Origin of the sequence: Streptomyces sp. NPDC026206, assembly GCF_040638465.1 — a bacterium.
Classification (GTDB): domain Bacteria; phylum Actinomycetota; class Actinomycetes; order Streptomycetales; family Streptomycetaceae; genus Streptomyces.
The window spans coordinates 175,142-190,510 of the sequence record NZ_JBEZYL010000010.1; the positions used below are offsets into that span (position 1 = coordinate 175,142).

The 15,369-nt window shown below is 71.6% G+C and carries 13 protein-coding genes; 6 read left to right on the plus strand and 7 right to left on the minus strand.

Annotation, left to right across the window (positions count from 1 at the left end; translation table 11 throughout):
- The first annotated feature begins 101 nt into the window (after positions 1-101).
- A complete protein-coding gene (locus AB0F13_RS17015) occupies positions 102-503 on the plus strand; it encodes a hypothetical protein (protein ID WP_362082014.1) in 402 nt (133 codons plus the stop codon).
- A 121-nt stretch (positions 504-624) separates the two neighbouring features.
- On the opposite strand, the gene AB0F13_RS17020 is transcribed toward AB0F13_RS17015, so the two are convergent.
- A complete protein-coding gene (locus AB0F13_RS17020) occupies positions 625-1,869 on the minus strand; it encodes an SWF or SNF family helicase (protein WP_362082017.1) in 1,245 nt (414 codons plus the stop codon).
- A complete protein-coding gene (locus AB0F13_RS17025; RefSeq protein WP_362082020.1) occupies positions 1,866-4,766 on the minus strand; it encodes a DEAD/DEAH box helicase in 2,901 nt (966 codons plus the stop codon). Before AB0F13_RS17025 ends, AB0F13_RS17020 begins: the two co-directional genes overlap by 4 nt.
- Positions 4,767-5,022: 256 nt before the next feature.
- Here AB0F13_RS17025 and AB0F13_RS17030 point away from each other — a divergent pair, with 256 nt between their 5' ends.
- Positions 5,023-6,084, plus strand: a complete 1,062-nt coding sequence (locus AB0F13_RS17030; RefSeq protein WP_362082024.1) for an acyl-CoA desaturase — start codon at positions 5,023-5,025, stop codon at positions 6,082-6,084.
- A gap of 49 nt (positions 6,085-6,133) precedes the next feature.
- Positions 6,134-6,316: a hypothetical protein gene (locus AB0F13_RS17035; protein WP_362082027.1), complete on the plus strand. Its 183-nt coding sequence runs from the start codon at positions 6,134-6,136 to the stop codon at positions 6,314-6,316.
- Here AB0F13_RS17035 and AB0F13_RS17040 read toward each other — a convergent pair.
- From AB0F13_RS17040 to AB0F13_RS17055, 4 genes are all read right to left on the minus strand, one after another.
- A complete protein-coding gene (locus AB0F13_RS17040) occupies positions 6,313-7,335 on the minus strand; it encodes a TolB-like translocation protein (RefSeq protein ID WP_362082030.1) in 1,023 nt (340 codons plus the stop codon). The two genes, AB0F13_RS17035 and AB0F13_RS17040, sit on opposite strands and share 4 nt — an antisense overlap.
- The gene (locus AB0F13_RS17045; RefSeq protein WP_362082033.1) at positions 7,332-8,615 is read right to left on the minus strand and encodes an MFS transporter; all 1,284 of its coding nucleotides are present in this window, start codon (positions 8,613-8,615) and stop codon (positions 7,332-7,334) included. The genes AB0F13_RS17040 and AB0F13_RS17045 overlap by 4 nt, the downstream gene beginning before the upstream one ends.
- A gap of 2 nt (positions 8,616-8,617) precedes the next feature.
- Complete coding sequence (locus AB0F13_RS17050) at positions 8,618-9,514, minus strand: alkaline phosphatase family protein (protein WP_362082036.1); 897 nt, start codon at positions 9,512-9,514, stop codon at positions 8,618-8,620.
- Positions 9,515-9,804: 290 nt separating this feature from the next.
- Positions 9,805-10,110 carry a hypothetical protein gene (locus tag AB0F13_RS17055; RefSeq protein WP_362082039.1) on the minus strand — a complete coding sequence of 102 codons (306 nt, stop codon included), beginning with the start codon at positions 10,108-10,110 and terminating at the stop codon, positions 9,805-9,807.
- Between the two features lie 269 nt (positions 10,111-10,379).
- Here AB0F13_RS17055 and AB0F13_RS17060 point away from each other — a divergent pair, with 269 nt between their 5' ends.
- On the plus strand, positions 10,380-10,787 hold the full coding sequence (locus AB0F13_RS17060) for a roadblock/LC7 domain-containing protein (RefSeq protein ID WP_362082042.1): 408 nt from the start codon (positions 10,380-10,382) through the stop codon (positions 10,785-10,787).
- A 177-nt stretch (positions 10,788-10,964) separates the two neighbouring features.
- Positions 10,965-11,945, plus strand: coding sequence for a DUF6397 family protein (locus tag AB0F13_RS17065; RefSeq protein ID WP_362082045.1), 981 nt, complete (start codon positions 10,965-10,967; stop codon positions 11,943-11,945).
- Here AB0F13_RS17065 and AB0F13_RS17070 read toward each other — a convergent pair.
- Positions 11,923-14,436 (minus strand): DUF3516 domain-containing protein, encoded by a 2,514-nt coding sequence (locus tag AB0F13_RS17070; RefSeq protein WP_362082048.1) that lies wholly within the window; start codon positions 14,434-14,436, stop codon positions 11,923-11,925. The two genes, AB0F13_RS17065 and AB0F13_RS17070, sit on opposite strands and share 23 nt — an antisense overlap.
- 133 nt (positions 14,437-14,569) lie before the next feature.
- On the opposite strand from AB0F13_RS17070, the gene AB0F13_RS17075 reads away from it, so the two are divergent.
- Positions 14,570-15,361, plus strand: a complete 792-nt coding sequence (locus AB0F13_RS17075; RefSeq protein WP_362082051.1) for a metal-dependent hydrolase — start codon at positions 14,570-14,572, stop codon at positions 15,359-15,361.
- Positions 15,362-15,369: the final 8 nt, after the last annotated feature.

Genomic DNA, 15,369 nt, shown 5'->3' on the forward strand with positions numbered 1-15,369 from the left:
CGCAGGCGACGGCCCACTGGAATGTCGCGGTCCGGACTGGAAGATGTAGCGGTAGGGTCACCGCCCGGTCCTGGCCGTACGGAGGCGAGGACGCTGGCCGTATGGCCACCCCACCAGGACCACCGCCCGGGCCCCCGTACCGGCCGCCCACAGGCCCGCCGTCCGGCGGCTTCGGCCCGGCCGAGCCGCCCTGGGACCCCGGGTCGCCGCCTCCGCCCGGGGGCGGACGCCGGGTCGTGATGGCCGTGGCCACGCTGGTGGCGGTCGCGGCGCTCGCGCTGGGGGCGGTGCTGGTGATGGCGGACAGAAACGACAGCGGGCCGGGGAAGGAACGCTCGCCCAGCGGCCCGGGCACCTCGTCGCCCTCCTTCCGGCTGCCGAGTGGCCTGCCGACCACGCTGCCCTCCGGCCTTCCTTCGGGCTTCCCGACGCAGCTGCCCACGAGCCTGCCCGCACTTCCCGGCCTGCCGACCGTGCTTCCCACCGACATCCTCGGGCTCTAGGCCTGGTGACGCCTTCGCTCGCCGAGAGAATGGCGCCGCCGCACGGAAAGCGGCGGCACCGGAGGCCGAAGGGCAGGCCGCGGCAGCGGATCGGCCGCGGCAGCCCTGCCCGTCCGGCCGTTCAGCTCTCGGCGAGCAGGTTCGCGAGGGCCGCGGCCGGATCCCGGTCGCGGGAGCCCGCGGGCTGCCAGCGGCCGCCTTCCTTGCGGTAGGGCCACCAGCCCCCGTCCCGTCCGTAGCGCAGCTGCACGCCGGTGCCCACCACCGTCCAGTGATTGCGCGTCGCCCGGAGCCGCGGCGCGCTCTCGTCCTCCTGCCACGCGCCGGCCAGCCCGTCGCGGGCGCGGGCGAGGTCCTCGCCCTCCGGCGCCCACTCCTCCTCCAGCACGGCCAGTGCCGCCGGTCCGCCGTACCCCCAGGCGCGTACGGCACGGGCCAGCTCCGACGGTCCGTAGCCGCAGCCGGTCGCCAGCCGGGCGGCCACGCGCTCGGGCGGGCCGGTGGCGGCCATACGCACCGCGTCCTGCCGGAGCGTGAGTGCCTCCGGAACGGGCGTCAGCTCGTGGCCGGCGGCCAGGGCCTCGGCCAGCAGCCGGCGCGCCCGCTCAGCGGCATCCGCTATCAGGAACTGCAGTGCTTCGGCGTCGATCCCGGCTGCGGTGGGTGTGTCCCCGGTCAGAACGGGCGGGCGGCCCGGCGCTTCCACCGGCGGCGGAGGCGCGGGCAGCGGCGGTACGAGCCCGCGCGCGGCAAACGCCTCACCCGCAGGTACCCCGGCGGGCGGCTCCGGCGTGTGTGCGGTGGTGCGGGCGGTGTTGCGCGCCTGAAGCTCCTCCAGCAACTGCCGCTCTCCGCGCCCACGCATCAGCAGGAGGACGAACGGGTCCTGGTCGAGCAACCGAGCCACCTGATGGCAGAGCGCCGCCGTGTGAGGGCAGTGGTCCCACGCGTCGCAACCGCACTCCGGCTCCAGGTCGCCGATTCCGGGCAGCAGTTCGACGCCCGCCGCGGCCGCGTCCTCGACGAGGTGCGGCGGCATGTCCCGGTCCAGGAGCGCCGCGATATGGCCCGCGTGACCGGCCACCAGGTCCAGGAACCGGTCCCAGTCGGCAGCCGAGAGCTGGTGGATCAACACGTCGGAGCGGTAGGGCGTGCCGTCCCGGTCGTGTACGAGCGCGGTGATCCGGCCGGGTCGTACGGACATCGCGCCGACCGCTCCCGCGCGCGCGTGCTGGCGGCCGGACTTGACCTGTTGGCCGTCCAGGGCCGTGTCCTCCAGCGCCTTGAGCCAGGCCCGGCCCCACCAGCTCTGCGCGAAGCCGCGCCCGCCTACGGGCGGCAGGGCATCGAAGGTGCGCTCACTCATCGTACGGTCCCCCTCAGTTCCACGAGTTCCGCCAGCTCGGCGTCGGTCAGCTCGGTCAGCGCGGCCTCTCCTGAGCCCAGCACCGCGTCCGCCAGGGCCTGCTTGCGGGTGAGCATCTCCGCGATCCGGTCCTCGATCGTGCCCTCGGCGACGAGGCGGTGCACCTGTACGGGCTGGGTCTGGCCGATGCGGTAGGCACGGTCGGTCGCCTGCGTTTCGACAGCGGGATTCCACCAACGGTCGAAGTGCACGACATGTCCGGCGCGGGTCAGGTTCAGGCCCGTACCGGCCGCCTTCAAGGACAGCAGGAAGACCGGTACCTTCCCTTCCTGGAACTCCCGGACCATCTCCTCGCGCCGTGCGACGGGCGTGCCGCCGTGCAGGAAGCGAGTCGGTACGCCGCGGGCGGCCAGGTGTTGCTCCAGGAGCCGCGCCATCTGCACGTACTGGGTGAAGACGAGCACGCTCGCGCCCTCGGCGAGGATGGTGTCCAGCAGCTCGTCCAGGAGCTCGACCTTGCCGGAACGGCCGGAGATCCGCGGGCTGTTCTCCTTGAGGCCGTGCTCCTTCAGGAACTGCGCCGGGTGGTTGCAGATCTGCTTCAGCCCGGTGAGCAGCTTGACGATCAGCCCGCGTCGCTCGAAGCCGTCCGCATCCGCGACCTCGGCCAGGATCTCCCGCACCACGGCCTCGTACAGTGCCGCCTGCTCCTTGGTGAGCGCGACGGTGTGGTCCGTCTCGGTCTTGGGCGGCAGCTCTGGCGCGATGCCCGGGTCGGACTTGCGCCGGCGCAGCAGGAAGGGGCGGACGAGCGCCGCGAGCCGCTCGGCGGCGGCCGGGTCGGCGCCGCCCTCGATCGTCTGCGCGTAGCGCCGGCGGAAGCTCCCGAGGGAACCGAGGAGTCCGGGCGTCGTCCAGTCCAGGATCGCCCACAGCTCGGACAGGTTGTTCTCGACCGGAGTGCCGGAGAGCGCGACGCGTGCCTTCGCGCCGATGGTGCGCAGTGCTTTGGCGGTGGCGGAGTACGGGTTCTTGACGTGCTGTGCCTCGTCGGCGACGACCATGCCCCAGCCCGCCTGGCCCAGCCGGTGCGCGTCCAGCCGCATCGTGCCGTACGTCGTGAGTACGAATTCCCCGTCCGCCAGGGCGTCCAGGTCGCGTGCGGAGCCGTGGAAACGGCGCACCGGGGTGCTGGGGGCGAAACGTTCGATCTCGCGCTGCCAGTTGCCCATCAGCGAGGTGGGGCAGACGACCAGGGTCGGCCCGGCGGCGCCGGGCAGGGTCTGGCGGTGCAGATGGAGGGCGATGAGGGTGATGGTCTTGCCCAGACCCATGTCGTCGGCCAGGCAGCCGCCGAGGCCGAGCGAGGTCATCCGGCTCAGCCAGTCGAGGCCGCGCAGCTGGTAGTCGCGCAGGGTGGCGGCGAGCGCCGCGGGCTGCGCGACGGGCTCGACAGTGGCCTCCGGGTCGGCGATGCGGTCGCGGAGCGCCGCCAGCCAGCCGGTGGCCTGCACCTCGACGGTTCCGGCCTCCTCCCCGTCCGCATGCGCGTGGGCGCGGCCGGTCAGAGCCGCGCCGAGCGCCTCCAGCGGCGTGACCTTGCGGTCCTGCCGCTCGCGGGCACGGCGCACCGCCTGGGGGTCGACGAGCACCCATTGGTCGCGCAGACGCACGGCGGGGCGGCTCGCCTCGGCGAGCCGGTCCAGTTCCTCCTTGGTCAGGTCCTGGCCACCGATGGCGAAGCGCCAGCCGAAGGCGAGCAGCGCGTCGGCCGAGAGCAGGGACGGCATGCCCGACCGGCGGTCGAACGCGGTGGCGTCCTCGTCGTCCGGCGGGCCGACCACGGCGCGTGCGGTGAGCTTGCGGGCCAGTTCCTTGGGCCAGTGCACCTCGACGCCGCCGGCGTCGAGTGCCGCCGAGGCCGAGCCGAGCAGCTCGCCGACCTCGTCGTCGGCGAGTTCGATGGCGTCGGGTGCCGCCGCCGAGAGCAGCGGTGAGAGCGCCGGCCAGGCGCGGGCGGCGCGCCGGAGTGCGAGCAGCGCGTTCATCCGGGCGCCGCTGCCGAGCGCGGCCCCCGCGGGGGAGGCGCCGGACCACACGTCCGCGGCGTCCGCGACGAGCGCCGGGTCGGTGAGGCTGTGCAGCTGGAGTACGGCCCGGAAGCGCGGGTGCGCCTCCTCGCCGCTGTCGTCCTGTGCACCGGTCAGCCCGAGGACCTCGATTCTCAGGGACAGTCGTACGCCCGTGTCGTGGCCGGCCGCGACCTCCGCGGCCCAGGCGCGCTGCTCCGGCAGCCGCTGCGGCTCGGGAGCGGTGAAGGCGGGCCCGCCGCCGGCGAGCGCGGCGGCGGGGGAGCGGGGCAGGCCGTCGGCCACGGCGTCCAGAAAGGCCCGCACGAGGCGGTCCGGTTCGGGCAGCAGCAGCGGGCCGTCACCGGGGAGGGGCACGGCGTGAGCGGCCGGTGGCATGGCGGCGGCCAGCTCGCGTACCCGGCGCTGGTCGTCGGGGGCGAGGGGGCCGACTCGCCAGGAGTCGTGATCGCTGTTGGTCAGGCCGGGCAACAGTTTGCCGCGAGCGGCCAGTTGCAGGGCGAGTACGGCGACGGCTCCCCAGAAGGCGGCGGCCTCGTCGGCCTGTGCCGCCCGGGCGCGGGTGAGCACGGGCAGTGCGTCGCGGACGGGGAGTACGGTGGCCCGCACGGTCGTGGTGGTGATGTCCGTGCCGTCCGGAACGGCGATGGTCAGTTCCTCGACGGCGTCCGTGGCCAGGGGCGGTTCACCGGTCGGCGTCCAGAACGCGACACGCCCGGTGCGGGCCGGGTCTCCGGGGAGGAAGACCGCCTGGCAGTGGGCGAGCCGGGCGATCGCGGAGGGTGTTGCGGCAGAGGGTGGGGTCACAGCGCTGCGCATTCCTCAAATTTGACTAGTGCGAGTCGGAGTCGCCGAGGGTACATGCCGAACCCGGCCGATGCGGCGGTTCGTCAAGTGAGGCGCGTCACATTCCGTGTGCGGAAGACGCCCGGTGTGCGCAAACCCCTGGCGGATCCGGGGGCTGGCCCCCGGCCGGTCCGGGGGGTGACGCCATGGCCGCGTCCTGCCCCCGATCCGTACGTTTCATGAGTCGGACCGCCCTCAAGTCACCGGAGAAGCCCTCATGCCACAGGCCAGCGCCGTTCTCGCGGAACCCGTCGCGGGCAGCGATTTCGCCCCGCTCCTGCGCCGGATCCGGTCGGCGGGCCTTCTCGACCGCCGCCGCGGCCGGTATGCCCTCACGATCGCCGGCAACCTGCTCGCACTCGCTGCCACGGCCACCGGGCTCGTACTCACCGGTGACTCGTGGTGGACGCTGCTGCTGGCCGTGCCCGCGGCGGTCCTCTCCGCCCGGACCGCTTTCATCGGACACGACAGCGGGCACGCCCAGATAGCCGCCACCCGCCGGGCCAACCGTGTCCTCGGCCTGATCCACGCCGACCTGCTGCTGGGCATGAGCTACGCCTGGTGGAACGACAAGCACAACCGCCATCACGCCAACCCCAACCACGTCGACAAGGACCCCGACGTGGGAGTGGGCGCGCTGGTGTGGACCCGGCAGCAGGCCGTCCGACGGGAGGGCTTCACCCGGTGGCTCACCCGCAACCAGGCCCGGCTCTTCTTCCCCCTGCTGCTGCTCGAAGGCATCAACTTGAAGGTTTCGAGTGTGCGCGACCTCAAACGGCAGGAGGCAGGTGCACGCCGGGTCGAAGCGGCCCTGCTGACGCTGCACGTGGCCGGCTACGCCACCCTGTTGCTGTCCTCGATGTCGCCCGGCAAGGCGGTCGCCTTCGCCCTGCTCCACCACGCCCTGTTCGGGCTGCACCTCGGCATGGTCTTCGCCCCCAACCACAAGGGCATGGAGATGCCCGACCCGGACGGCGAGCGCTGGGGACATCTGCGCCGGCAGGTCCTCACCTCCAGGAACGTACGCGGCGGACCGGTCACCGACTGGTTCATGGGCGGGCTGAACTATCAGATCGAGCACCACCTCTTCCCGAACATGCCGCGGCACCACCTCCGGCTCGCCCGGCCCCTGGTCCGCACCCACTGCGCGTCGGCCGGGCTGACGTACGCTGAAACCGGACTCATCGACTCCTATGCGCAGGCGCTGCGCCACATGCACGAGGTCGGCGCCCCACTGCGGGACACACGAGGAACCGGCGGCGATGCCCGGGCGTTGTGACAGGCACGGCGGCAGGTATCGCGGCAGCCGTCGCGAAGGAGGCACGCACATGACCAACAGGGCCAAGGTCGCCGTGGGTGGCGTGGCGATGGGAGTGATCCTGCTGTGGCTGCTGCCCTTCTGGGCGGCACTGCTGGTGATCGTCGGAGTACCGGTCGGCGCTTATCTGCTGCTGGACTCCCCGCAGCGCAAGCGGCTGCGCCGGGTGTCCCGCAAACAGCTGGACCGTTAGAGACGGCCACCGAAGGCGGGGGCGAGCGCCGCCGCCATCGTCCGCCGCGGGCTGCCGGAGCCGTCGGCCGGGACGCTCCACAGATCGGAGCCGTAGTTGCCGGGCATCGAGTACACGAGGGTGTGTCCGTCACGCCAGACCGCCTGATCGTCGATGTTCCGGCGCTCGGCCGTGGCATTCTCGCGCAGGGTGCGCAGGTCCAGCACGTACAGCCGCCAGGGCGCGTCGGAGGAGGCGCCCTGGACGCGTTTTTTGTAGGCGATACGCGTCCCGTCCGGGGAGAGGGAGGGGCACTCGACGTTGGGGTGCAGGCTCCGCAGCGTCCGGTTCGCGCGGTCCCCGCGCACCAGATAGGTCTTTCCGGCCGTGGCGACGGTGGCGTAGAAGCGGGTGTCGTCGGCGAACGTGACGCCCCAGACGTTGAGGTCCGCGGCCTGGTGAGGCCGGTCGTCCAGGAAGAACCGGTACGTCTCCAGATCGCGGTCCAAGGACCAGGTGCGGGTGTGCAGGACCGAGGTGCGGGTGGAGAAGGCGGTGCCGGCGTAGGAGTCGCCGCTGACGAAGACCGTCCAGGCGACGGTGTGCCCGTCGGGGCTGACCCGGGCCCGGGTGGGAATGCCCGCCAGGTCGTAGCGGCGCAGCTCGCGCAGGTGCGCGTCGAGGACGAGGGCGCGGTAGGCCTCGCGCAATCCGCTGTGCACCGCCTGCAGGCAGATTCCGGTGCCGCCGGCCGCGTGGAAGCGCAGGCAGCGCACGCCGGAGGCGGTGCGTGGGCCGCTGGGGTCGGCGTCCGCGACGGAGGTGATCTCGTCGCGGTGCGGCCCCCAGGCCATGTTGCGGAAGACGCTGCGGCCCGGTGCGCCCAAAGTGACCTTTCCCGGTCGCACAAGTGGACCACCCGCTTGGGCGTGGCCCTTCTCGGCCGCCCGCCCAGCGGCGTGCAGGGTGGCACCGACGGCGACGCCCGTCAGGAGCAGGACGGCGGCGAGGAGGACGAGGAGACGGTGCTTGCGGTTCAACGGACGGGCTCCGGTACGGCATCGGTGGGGGAGGGGTGCAGCAGCAGCGCGCTGACGGTGGCGCAGACCAGCAGGCCGCCGGCGGCCGTGCCCAGGGCCGCACGGTCGCCCCAGGCGGTCCAGGCCGCTCCGAAGCCGATCGAGCAGACGAAGCGGGCGGCGGCCTGGCCGGTCTGGACGACGGCCAGCCCACTGCCCCGTACCGCCGGCGGCACGGCGTCGGCGGTCGCCGCGGCGAGAACGCCGTCGGTGGCGGCGTAGAAGGTGCCGTGCAGCGCGAGGACGAGGCAGGCGAGGGCGGCGGAGCCGGCCAGCGGGGCGACCAGCAGTGCGTACGCACCGAGGAGGGCGAGGTGGCCGCAGAGGAACAGCCGGCGACGGCCGAAGCGGTCGGCGACCGCGCCGAGCGGCACGGCCAGCAGCAGGAACGTGGCCGCGGTCCCCAGCGGCAGCAGGGGGAACCACGATTCGGACAGATCCAGGCGTCGCTGCAGGGTGAGGTAGAGAAACGAGTCGCTGACGGTGGTCAGGCCGAGGAGCACCGCGCAGCCGGTCAGTCGGCGGACGCCGGGACGGCGCAGCAGTTCACGCACGGGCGTCCGCGCTTCCGTGCGCGGGGGGCGCGCGGGTTTCTCCCGCCGCCCGGGCACGAACAGTACGAGGACGAGGAGGCCCATTGCGGCCACACATCCGCTGGCGGTGAAGACGGCGTCGTACCCCTCCGCGGCGGCCCGCAGGATCACGAAGGCGAGGAGCGGACCGAGCAGCGCCCCAGCGGTGTCCATGGCGCGGTGCACGCCGAAGGCGCGCCCCCTGTCCTCGGGCTCGCAGGCCAGCGAGATCATGGCGTCGCGCGGTGCGGTGCGCAGGCCCTTGCCGGTGCGGTCGGCGGCCAGAACGGCTCCGATGAGCGGCACGCTGTGCACGACGAGCAGCAGGGGCTTGCACACGGCGGACAGGCCGTAGCCGACGGCCGCCACGGTCTTGTGGCTGCCGCCGCGGCGGTCGGAGAGCCGGCCGCCGATGAGCCGTACGAGCGCGCTGACGCCGTTGTAGACGCCGTCCAGAAGGCCGAAGCCGAGTGGGGACAATCCCAGTCCGGCGACGAGGTAGAGCGGCAGAACGGCGCTGACCATCTCCGAGGAGACATCGGTGATCAGGCTGACGGCACCGAGGGCGAGCACCGCGCCGGGAACGGCGACCCGCCGGCCGGGAGCGGTGTCGTGGCCGGCGGTGCCGTCAGCGGTGCCCGGTGCGGTGCGGCTGTCCGCGACATACACGGTCAGCTGTTCCAGATGCCGGTGATGTCCCTGGCGTTCGCGGCGTTTCCGGCGTGCGGGAGGCCGTACATGGTCTCGAGCGTGCGCAGCACGTCGTAGTGGTTGTAGGTGGTGCCGGATCCCGATCCCGCCTTCACCGGCTGTCCGTAGAGGACCGTCGGTATGCGGTTGCCGCTCAGCCTGTTGTCCTCGTCGAAGGTGATCAGGAGCAGGCTGTTGTGGCTCTTGGCCCAGTCGGCGTAGCCCTTGAGGTTGCTCTTGAGCCAGGTGTCGCCGGTGCCCACGGAACAGTCGTGCATGTCACTGCACAGGTTCGGTACGACGAACGAGACCGTGGGGAGGGTGGAGTAGTCGCGGGGGAAGGCGCTGAGAGTATGCGCGGTGTTCGTGGGGATGTTGCCGAAGCCGAACCAGGGGTTGTGCTTCTGGGCGTACTTGCCGCTCTTGCAGGTGGTCGAGCCCTCGAAGGGCAGGGACTCGTTGTAGCTCGCCCAGGTTCTGCCCGCGGAGATGAGTTCGGAGGCGAGGTTGGGTTCGTCGATGGAGCCTGGGTCGACGCAGCTGTCGTCGGTGACGTCCTGAGTGTCACCGGAGAACAGCGCGTAGTAGTTGGGCTGGCTGGGGTGGGTCTCGGCGTACGAAGCGGTCAGATTCGCGCCGCCCGAGGCCAGCGAGTTGATGTACGGGGCACTGGAACTGCCCATGACCTGGCTGTAGGCGTGGTTCTCGAAGACGACGACCACGACGTGGTCCGGGGTGGGAACGGCGGGTGCGGCTGCGGAGTCCGAGGCCCAGAGGCCGAGGGAGGTGGCGGCGAACCCGAACGCGGCTGCGAGGGCGACGGAGTGACGGCGGCGGAGACGGCGCGGGCTGTGGGGGCGGCTGGCTGCGGCGGGCACGAGGTCCTCCGTACAGGGCGAAGTCGGTGGGGTGCGCAGGGCGCGGTGGAAGCGTAGAACCGCCGCGATGGCATGTACACGACTTCCGAGTGACGGATTCGGGAACGTCCGCCGATCACAAGGCGACGCGGGCTGATCCGGGCAAGGGGCGCTCAAGAGGCGGGCACTCGGGCGAGCCGGGTGGAGCTGGCCGCGGCGCGGACCGTTCGGGGCGCGGTACGGTTCGCCGCCCGCGCCGGGCCGGTGTTCGGAGCCGGGTGCTGGTCTGGGGAGCGGGATGGGCGCCGGCCTCAGGAACGGGGCAGGCCGAGCAGCGTACGGGCCACGGTCTGCGGGGTTTCGTTGCGCTCGCGTGCAAGCGCTATGACAGCCCGGCACGCCAGCTCGTTCACCCCGAAGCTCAGTGCCTCCGGCGAGACCCACCGCGCCGCTTCCGCGCTCCTTTCGAAGTCGTTCTCGGCGCACGCGGCCACATGGACCGCCGCGGCCTCGAAGAGATTGTGCTGTCGCGAGCGTCCGGACCCGCTGCCTGTGGGCGGCCGCGGGGCCGGAGTCTGCCGTACCTCTTCGATACGCCTGCGAAGTTTGTCGAACACGCGGATCACCTGCCCCGGGAGCGGCATTTCCTGCGGTCGTTCAAGTGTGCCCTGCCCCAGTGGAGTTGAACCGCCGGTAAAGGAGGGAGGGCTGCCGGCGAACCGCAGTACCGATCGAATGCGCCGCGGTCATTTTCCGCACGGTGTCCCCGTCCTGTGCCAAGTGGCGAACAGACGCGTACTGAGGGGCCGGGCGGGTTGCCGGGAGCACGGAGGTGAGCAAGGCTTGCACGGCAGTTACGGGGAATTGCGGGACGGGGAGGCGGAACATGGCGAACGGCGAAGAACTCGACTCGACGCTGAACGAGTTGACCGAGCGTGTCGGCGAGATACGGCACGCACTGATGCTGTCCAACGACGGGCTTGTGACGGGAGCGAGCGCGAGCCTGGAAAGAGAGGACGCCGAACATCTCGCGGCGGTCGCCTCCGGGCTGCACAGCCTGGCCAGGGGCACCGGCCGGCACTTCCGGGCGGGACGGGTGCGGCAGACGATGGTCGAATTCGAGGAAGGCGTGCTCTTCGTGACGGCCGCGGGAGAGGAGGGTTGTCTGTGCGTGCTCGGCGGAGCCGAGGCCGACATCGGTCAGGTCGCGTACGAGATGACGCTGTTGGTCAATCACGTCGATCGCGGAAGCGTGTCGCAGGACCGGCCGGGCGGCGGTGACTCCGGCGGATGAGGTGGTCGGCCCGGCTCCCCGGCGACGACGGAAGGGGCGTGGGGTGGGTGAGCTGATGAGGCGCTGGCCTCGGCGTTTCCGGTACCGGCCTGAGGTTATCCACAGGGCGGACGCGGCGGCCTGACATACCGCTACAGTCGTCACTGTAAGTAATCGACCGGTGGCGGGGAGGGTGTCATGGCGGTACGGCAGGAACAGGCGCGAGCCACTGCGGAGCTGAGCGTTCCGCTCGCACGGGCAGCGCGGGAACTGGGGCTGAAACCACGCGAATTCGAGCTGGCCGTGCAGCTCGGGGAGGTGCGGACCCTGACCTCCGGACCGGGCGGGCGACGTCGAATCGCGCGGGAGGAGATCGAGCGGCACAAATCCGCCGAGGGCTTCCCGGAGGCGCTGCGCACGCGGCTATGGGTGGTCGGCACGGCCGAAGGCGCCGAACTGATGGGCATCAGTCCCGCCCGGTTCGCACGCCTCGCCCGGGGCGGCTGCTTCGCTCCCGTGCGTTTCTACGTCAACAGGTACCGCGTGGTCGTCTGGCACTATCTGGCGACGGACTTGGTGGAGTTCGCCGACCGGAACCCGGGGATGCTGACCGGCCGCACCCCGGCCCTGCTGCGCGCGGCCCTGGAGAAACACCCCGACAGGCGCGCCCGGAGCTGGCGTGCCCGCCGCCTCGACCAGCTGACGGCCGCGGCTGCGGACCCGTGGGAACGGGCGGCGGTCCCCGCCGCCGTGCTCGATCCCGGCGAACTCGCCGGTGCGGTGCCGGACCCGGACGAACGCGCCTACCTCGACGCGCTGCGCCCGGCCCTCACCCAGGCGCGGCCGGAGGCGACGGCCGCGCGCGAAGTGATCGACGAACTGGTGCTGGCGGAGGACCCGGACGAGATCGACTGGCACCGGTACTGCCTCGCCGCCGCCCTGGCGCAGGCCCGCGCGGACCGTCCCGCTCCAGGCCGGGAGGGCCGCCCGCAGCGGGGACAGCCCCCCTCCGGAGCGCTGGAGCCGGTGCGGCAGGGGACACCTGCCGCACCGGCGCGCCAGGCATCGCCCGTGGAGCCGGCACGGCCACGCGGGCTGTGGGGGTGGCTGCGCGGAAGGAAGGGAGCACCGCCCGGCACCAGCTGTGCCGCAGCAGCTACAGCTGACCGACGTCCGTGACCCGCACCACCGCGCGGCCCTCCTCGTCGGAAGCCATGAGGTCCACCTCGGCAGAGATGCCCCAGTCATGATCGCCGTTCGGGTCGGCGAAGGTCTGGCGGACCCGCCACAGACCGTCCTGCGGACGCTCCTCGATGCGCAGCAGCTTCGGGCCGCGGGCGTCGGGGCCGGTGCCCAGCTCTTCGTACTCGTCCCAATAGGCGTCCATGGCATCGGCCCAGCGGTCCTCGTCCCAGCCGGACTCGCCGTCCATCTCGCCGAGCTCACCGACCTTGTCCAGGGCGGCCAGCTCGACGCGGCGGAACATCGCGTTGCGCACCAGCACCCGGAAGGCGCGGGCGTTCGCGGTGACCGGCTTGACCTGGTCGGCGCGGTCCTGAGCCTCCTCCGCGGACTCCACCTCCGGGTTGGCCAGCTGTTCCCACTCGTCCAGCAGGCTGGAGTCGACCTGGCGCACCATCTCGCCGAGCCAGGCGATCAGGTCCTCGAAGTCCTCGGATTTGAGGTCGTCGGGGACGGTGTGGTCCAGCGCCTTGTACGCGCCGGCCAGATAGCGCAGCACGATGCCCTCGGTCCGGGCGAGGTCGTAGTGGGAGGTGAACTCTGTGAAGGTCATGGCGCGCTCGTACATGTCGCGGATGACCGACTTCGGCGACAGCGGGTGGTCGCCGACCCACGGGTGGCTCTTGCGGTAGACGTCGTAGGCGTGGGTCAGCAGTTCCTCGAGAGGCTTGGGGTAGCTGACGTCCATGAGCCGCTCCATGCGGTCCTCGTACTCGACGCCCTCCGCCTTCATCGCCGCGACCGCTTCACCGCGCGCCTTGTTCTGCTGCGCGGCCAGGATCTGGCGCGGGTCGTCCAGCGTCGACTCGACCACGGAGACCATGTCCAGGGCGTAGGAGGGGGACTCCGGGTCGAGGAGTTCGAAGGAGGCCAGCGCGAACGTCGACAGTGGTTGGTTCAGTGCGAAGTCCGACTGCAGGTCCACCGTCAGCCGGACGATCCGCCCCTCGGCGTCGGGCTCGTCGAGCCGCTCCACCACGCCACCGTCCAGCAGCGAACGGTAGATGGCGATGGCCCGGCGGATGTGGCGCAGCTGGCTCCTGCGGGGTTCGTGGTTGTCCTCCAGCATCCGGCGCATCGCCTCGAAGGCGTTGCCGGGCCGGGCGATGACCGCCAGCAGCATCGCGTGCGTGACCCGGAACCGGGAGGTGAGCTGCTCGGGCTCGGAGGCGATGAGCTTGTCGAAGGTGCTCTCGCTCCAGTTGACGAAGCCCTCGGGGGCCTTCTTGCGAACCACCTTGCGCCGCTTCTTCGGGTCGTCGCCCGCCTTCGCGAGCGCCTTCTCGTTCTCGACGACATGCTCGGGGGCCTGGGCGACGACAAAGCCGGCCGTGTCGAATCCGGCCCGCCCGGCACGCCCGGCGATCTGGTGGAACTCCCGCGCCCGCAGGGTGCGCACACGCTGACCGTCGTATTTGGTCAGAGCCGTGAAAAGCACCGTGCGGATCGGCACATTGACCCCGACGCCGAGCGTGTCCGTACCGCAGATGACCTTCAGCAGACCGGCCTGAGCCAGCCGCTCCACCAGCCGCCGGTACTTCGGCAGCATTCCGGCGTGGTGCACCCCGATGCCGTGGCGGACGAAGCGCGAGAGATTCCGCCCGAACTTGGTGGTGAAGCGGAAATTGCCGATCAGCTTGGCGATCTCGTCCTTCTCCTCGCGGGAGCACATGTTGATGCTCATCAGCGCCTGCGCCCGCTCGACGGCGGCCGCCTGCGTGAAGTGCACGATGTACACCGGTGCCTGGTGCGTATGGAGAAGCTCGGTGAGGGTCTCGGTCAGCGGCGTCGCACGGTACTCGTAGGACAGCGGAACGGGCCGGGTCGCGGAGCGCACCACCGTGGTGGGCCGCCCGGTGCGCCGGGTCAGGTCCTCCTCGAAGCGGGAGACGTCACCCAGCGTGGCGGACATCAGGATGAACTGCGCCTGCGGAAGTTCCAGCAGCGGGATCTGCCACGCCCAGCCGCGGTCCGGCTCGGCGTAGAAGTGGAACTCGTCCATGACGACCTGGCCGATGTCGGCGTTCCGGCCGTCGCGCAGCGCGATCGAGGCGAGCACCTCGGCTGTGCAGCAGATGACCGGAGCGTCCGCGTTGACCGAGGCGTCGCCGGTGAGCATGCCGACGTTCTCCGTGCCGAAGATCTTGCACAGGTCGAAGAACTTCTCCGAGACCAGCGCCTTGATGGGCGCGGTGTAGAAGGTCACCTGGTCATTGGCGAGCGCGGCGAAGTGCGCTCCGGCCGCAACAAGGCTCTTGCCCGACCCGGTGGGCGTGGAAAGGATCACGTTCGCGCCGGAGACCACCTCGATCAGCGCCTCCTCCTGAGCGGGGTACAGCGTGATGCCCCGCTCCTCGGCCCAGGTCGAGAAAGCTTCGAAAAGGGCATCGGGGTCGGCATGGCTCGGCATCTGATCGATAAGGGTCACACCCCCATACTGCCTGGCCCGGCACCGGATCAGGGAACCGGCCGGTCCAGCGTTGATCATCCGGGCATTACGCTGAGTCGCCGACGTGGCGTCAGGAAGACGGGACGCCGACCAGCGAAGGGGTGGAACGAGCATGATGGGACCGGCGCACTCGCTCTCCGGCGCGGCAGCCTGGCTGGGCGTGGGAGCCGCCGCCGCGGCAGCCGGACATCCGATGCCCTGGCCGGTGCTCGTCGTCGGCGCGCTGATCTGCGCCGGTGCGGCACTCGCCCCGGACCTCGATCACAAGTCCGCGACGATATCGCGGGCATTCGGCCCGATATCGAGAATTTTGTGCGAGATCATCGACGCACTGTCCCACGCGGTCTACAAGGCCACCCGGGCCAAGGGCGATCCCCGTCGCAACGGCGGCCACCGCACCCTCACCCACACCGCCCTATGGGCGCTGCTCATCGGAACCGGCACCTCGGCGCTGGCCATGACCGGCGGCCGCTGGGCCGTGCTCGGCATCCTCTTCGTCCACCTGGTGCTCGCCGTCGAGGGGCTTCTGTGGCGGATGGCACGGACCTCCAGCGACGTCCTGGTCTGGCTGCTCGGCGCGACCAGCGCCTGGATCCTCGCCGGTGTCCTGGACCAGTCCGGCAACGGCTCCCACTGGCTCTTCACCGGCCCGGGCCAGGAGTACATGTGGCTGGGCCTGCCCATCGTGCTCGGGGCCCTCGTGCACGACATCGGGGACGCCCTCACGGTCTCGGGCTGCCCGATCCTGTGGCCCCTGCCCATCGGCCGCAAGCGCTGGTACCCTCTCGGCCCGCCGAAGACCATGCGCTTCCGCGCCGGCAGCTGGGTGGAGCTGAAGGTCCTCATGCCGGCCTTCATGGTGCTCGGTGGCGTGGGCGGGCTCGGGGCCCTGGACCTCATCTGACGTCCCGG

Bases quoted from the DNA above. Each gene is read 5' to 3' on its own strand.
- AB0F13_RS17065 (WP_362082045.1), top strand. From the start codon at position 10,965: ATGGCGGTACGGCAGGAACAGGCGCGAGCCACTGCGGAGCTGAGCGTT.
- AB0F13_RS17035 (WP_362082027.1), top strand. From the start codon at position 6,134: ATGACCAACAGGGCCAAGGTCGCCGTGGGTGGCGTGGCGATGGGAGTG.
- AB0F13_RS17075 (WP_362082051.1), top strand. From the start codon at position 14,570: ATGATGGGACCGGCGCACTCGCTCTCCGGCGCGGCAGCCTGGCTGGGC.
- AB0F13_RS17060 (WP_362082042.1), top strand. From the start codon at position 10,380: ATGGCGAACGGCGAAGAACTCGACTCGACGCTGAACGAGTTGACCGAG.
- AB0F13_RS17030 (WP_362082024.1), top strand. From the start codon at position 5,023: ATGCCACAGGCCAGCGCCGTTCTCGCGGAACCCGTCGCGGGCAGCGAT.
- AB0F13_RS17020 (WP_362082017.1), bottom strand. From the start codon at position 1,869: ATGAGTGAGCGCACCTTCGATGCCCTGCCGCCCGTAGGCGGGCGCGGC.
- AB0F13_RS17015 (WP_362082014.1), top strand. From the start codon at position 102: ATGGCCACCCCACCAGGACCACCGCCCGGGCCCCCGTACCGGCCGCCC.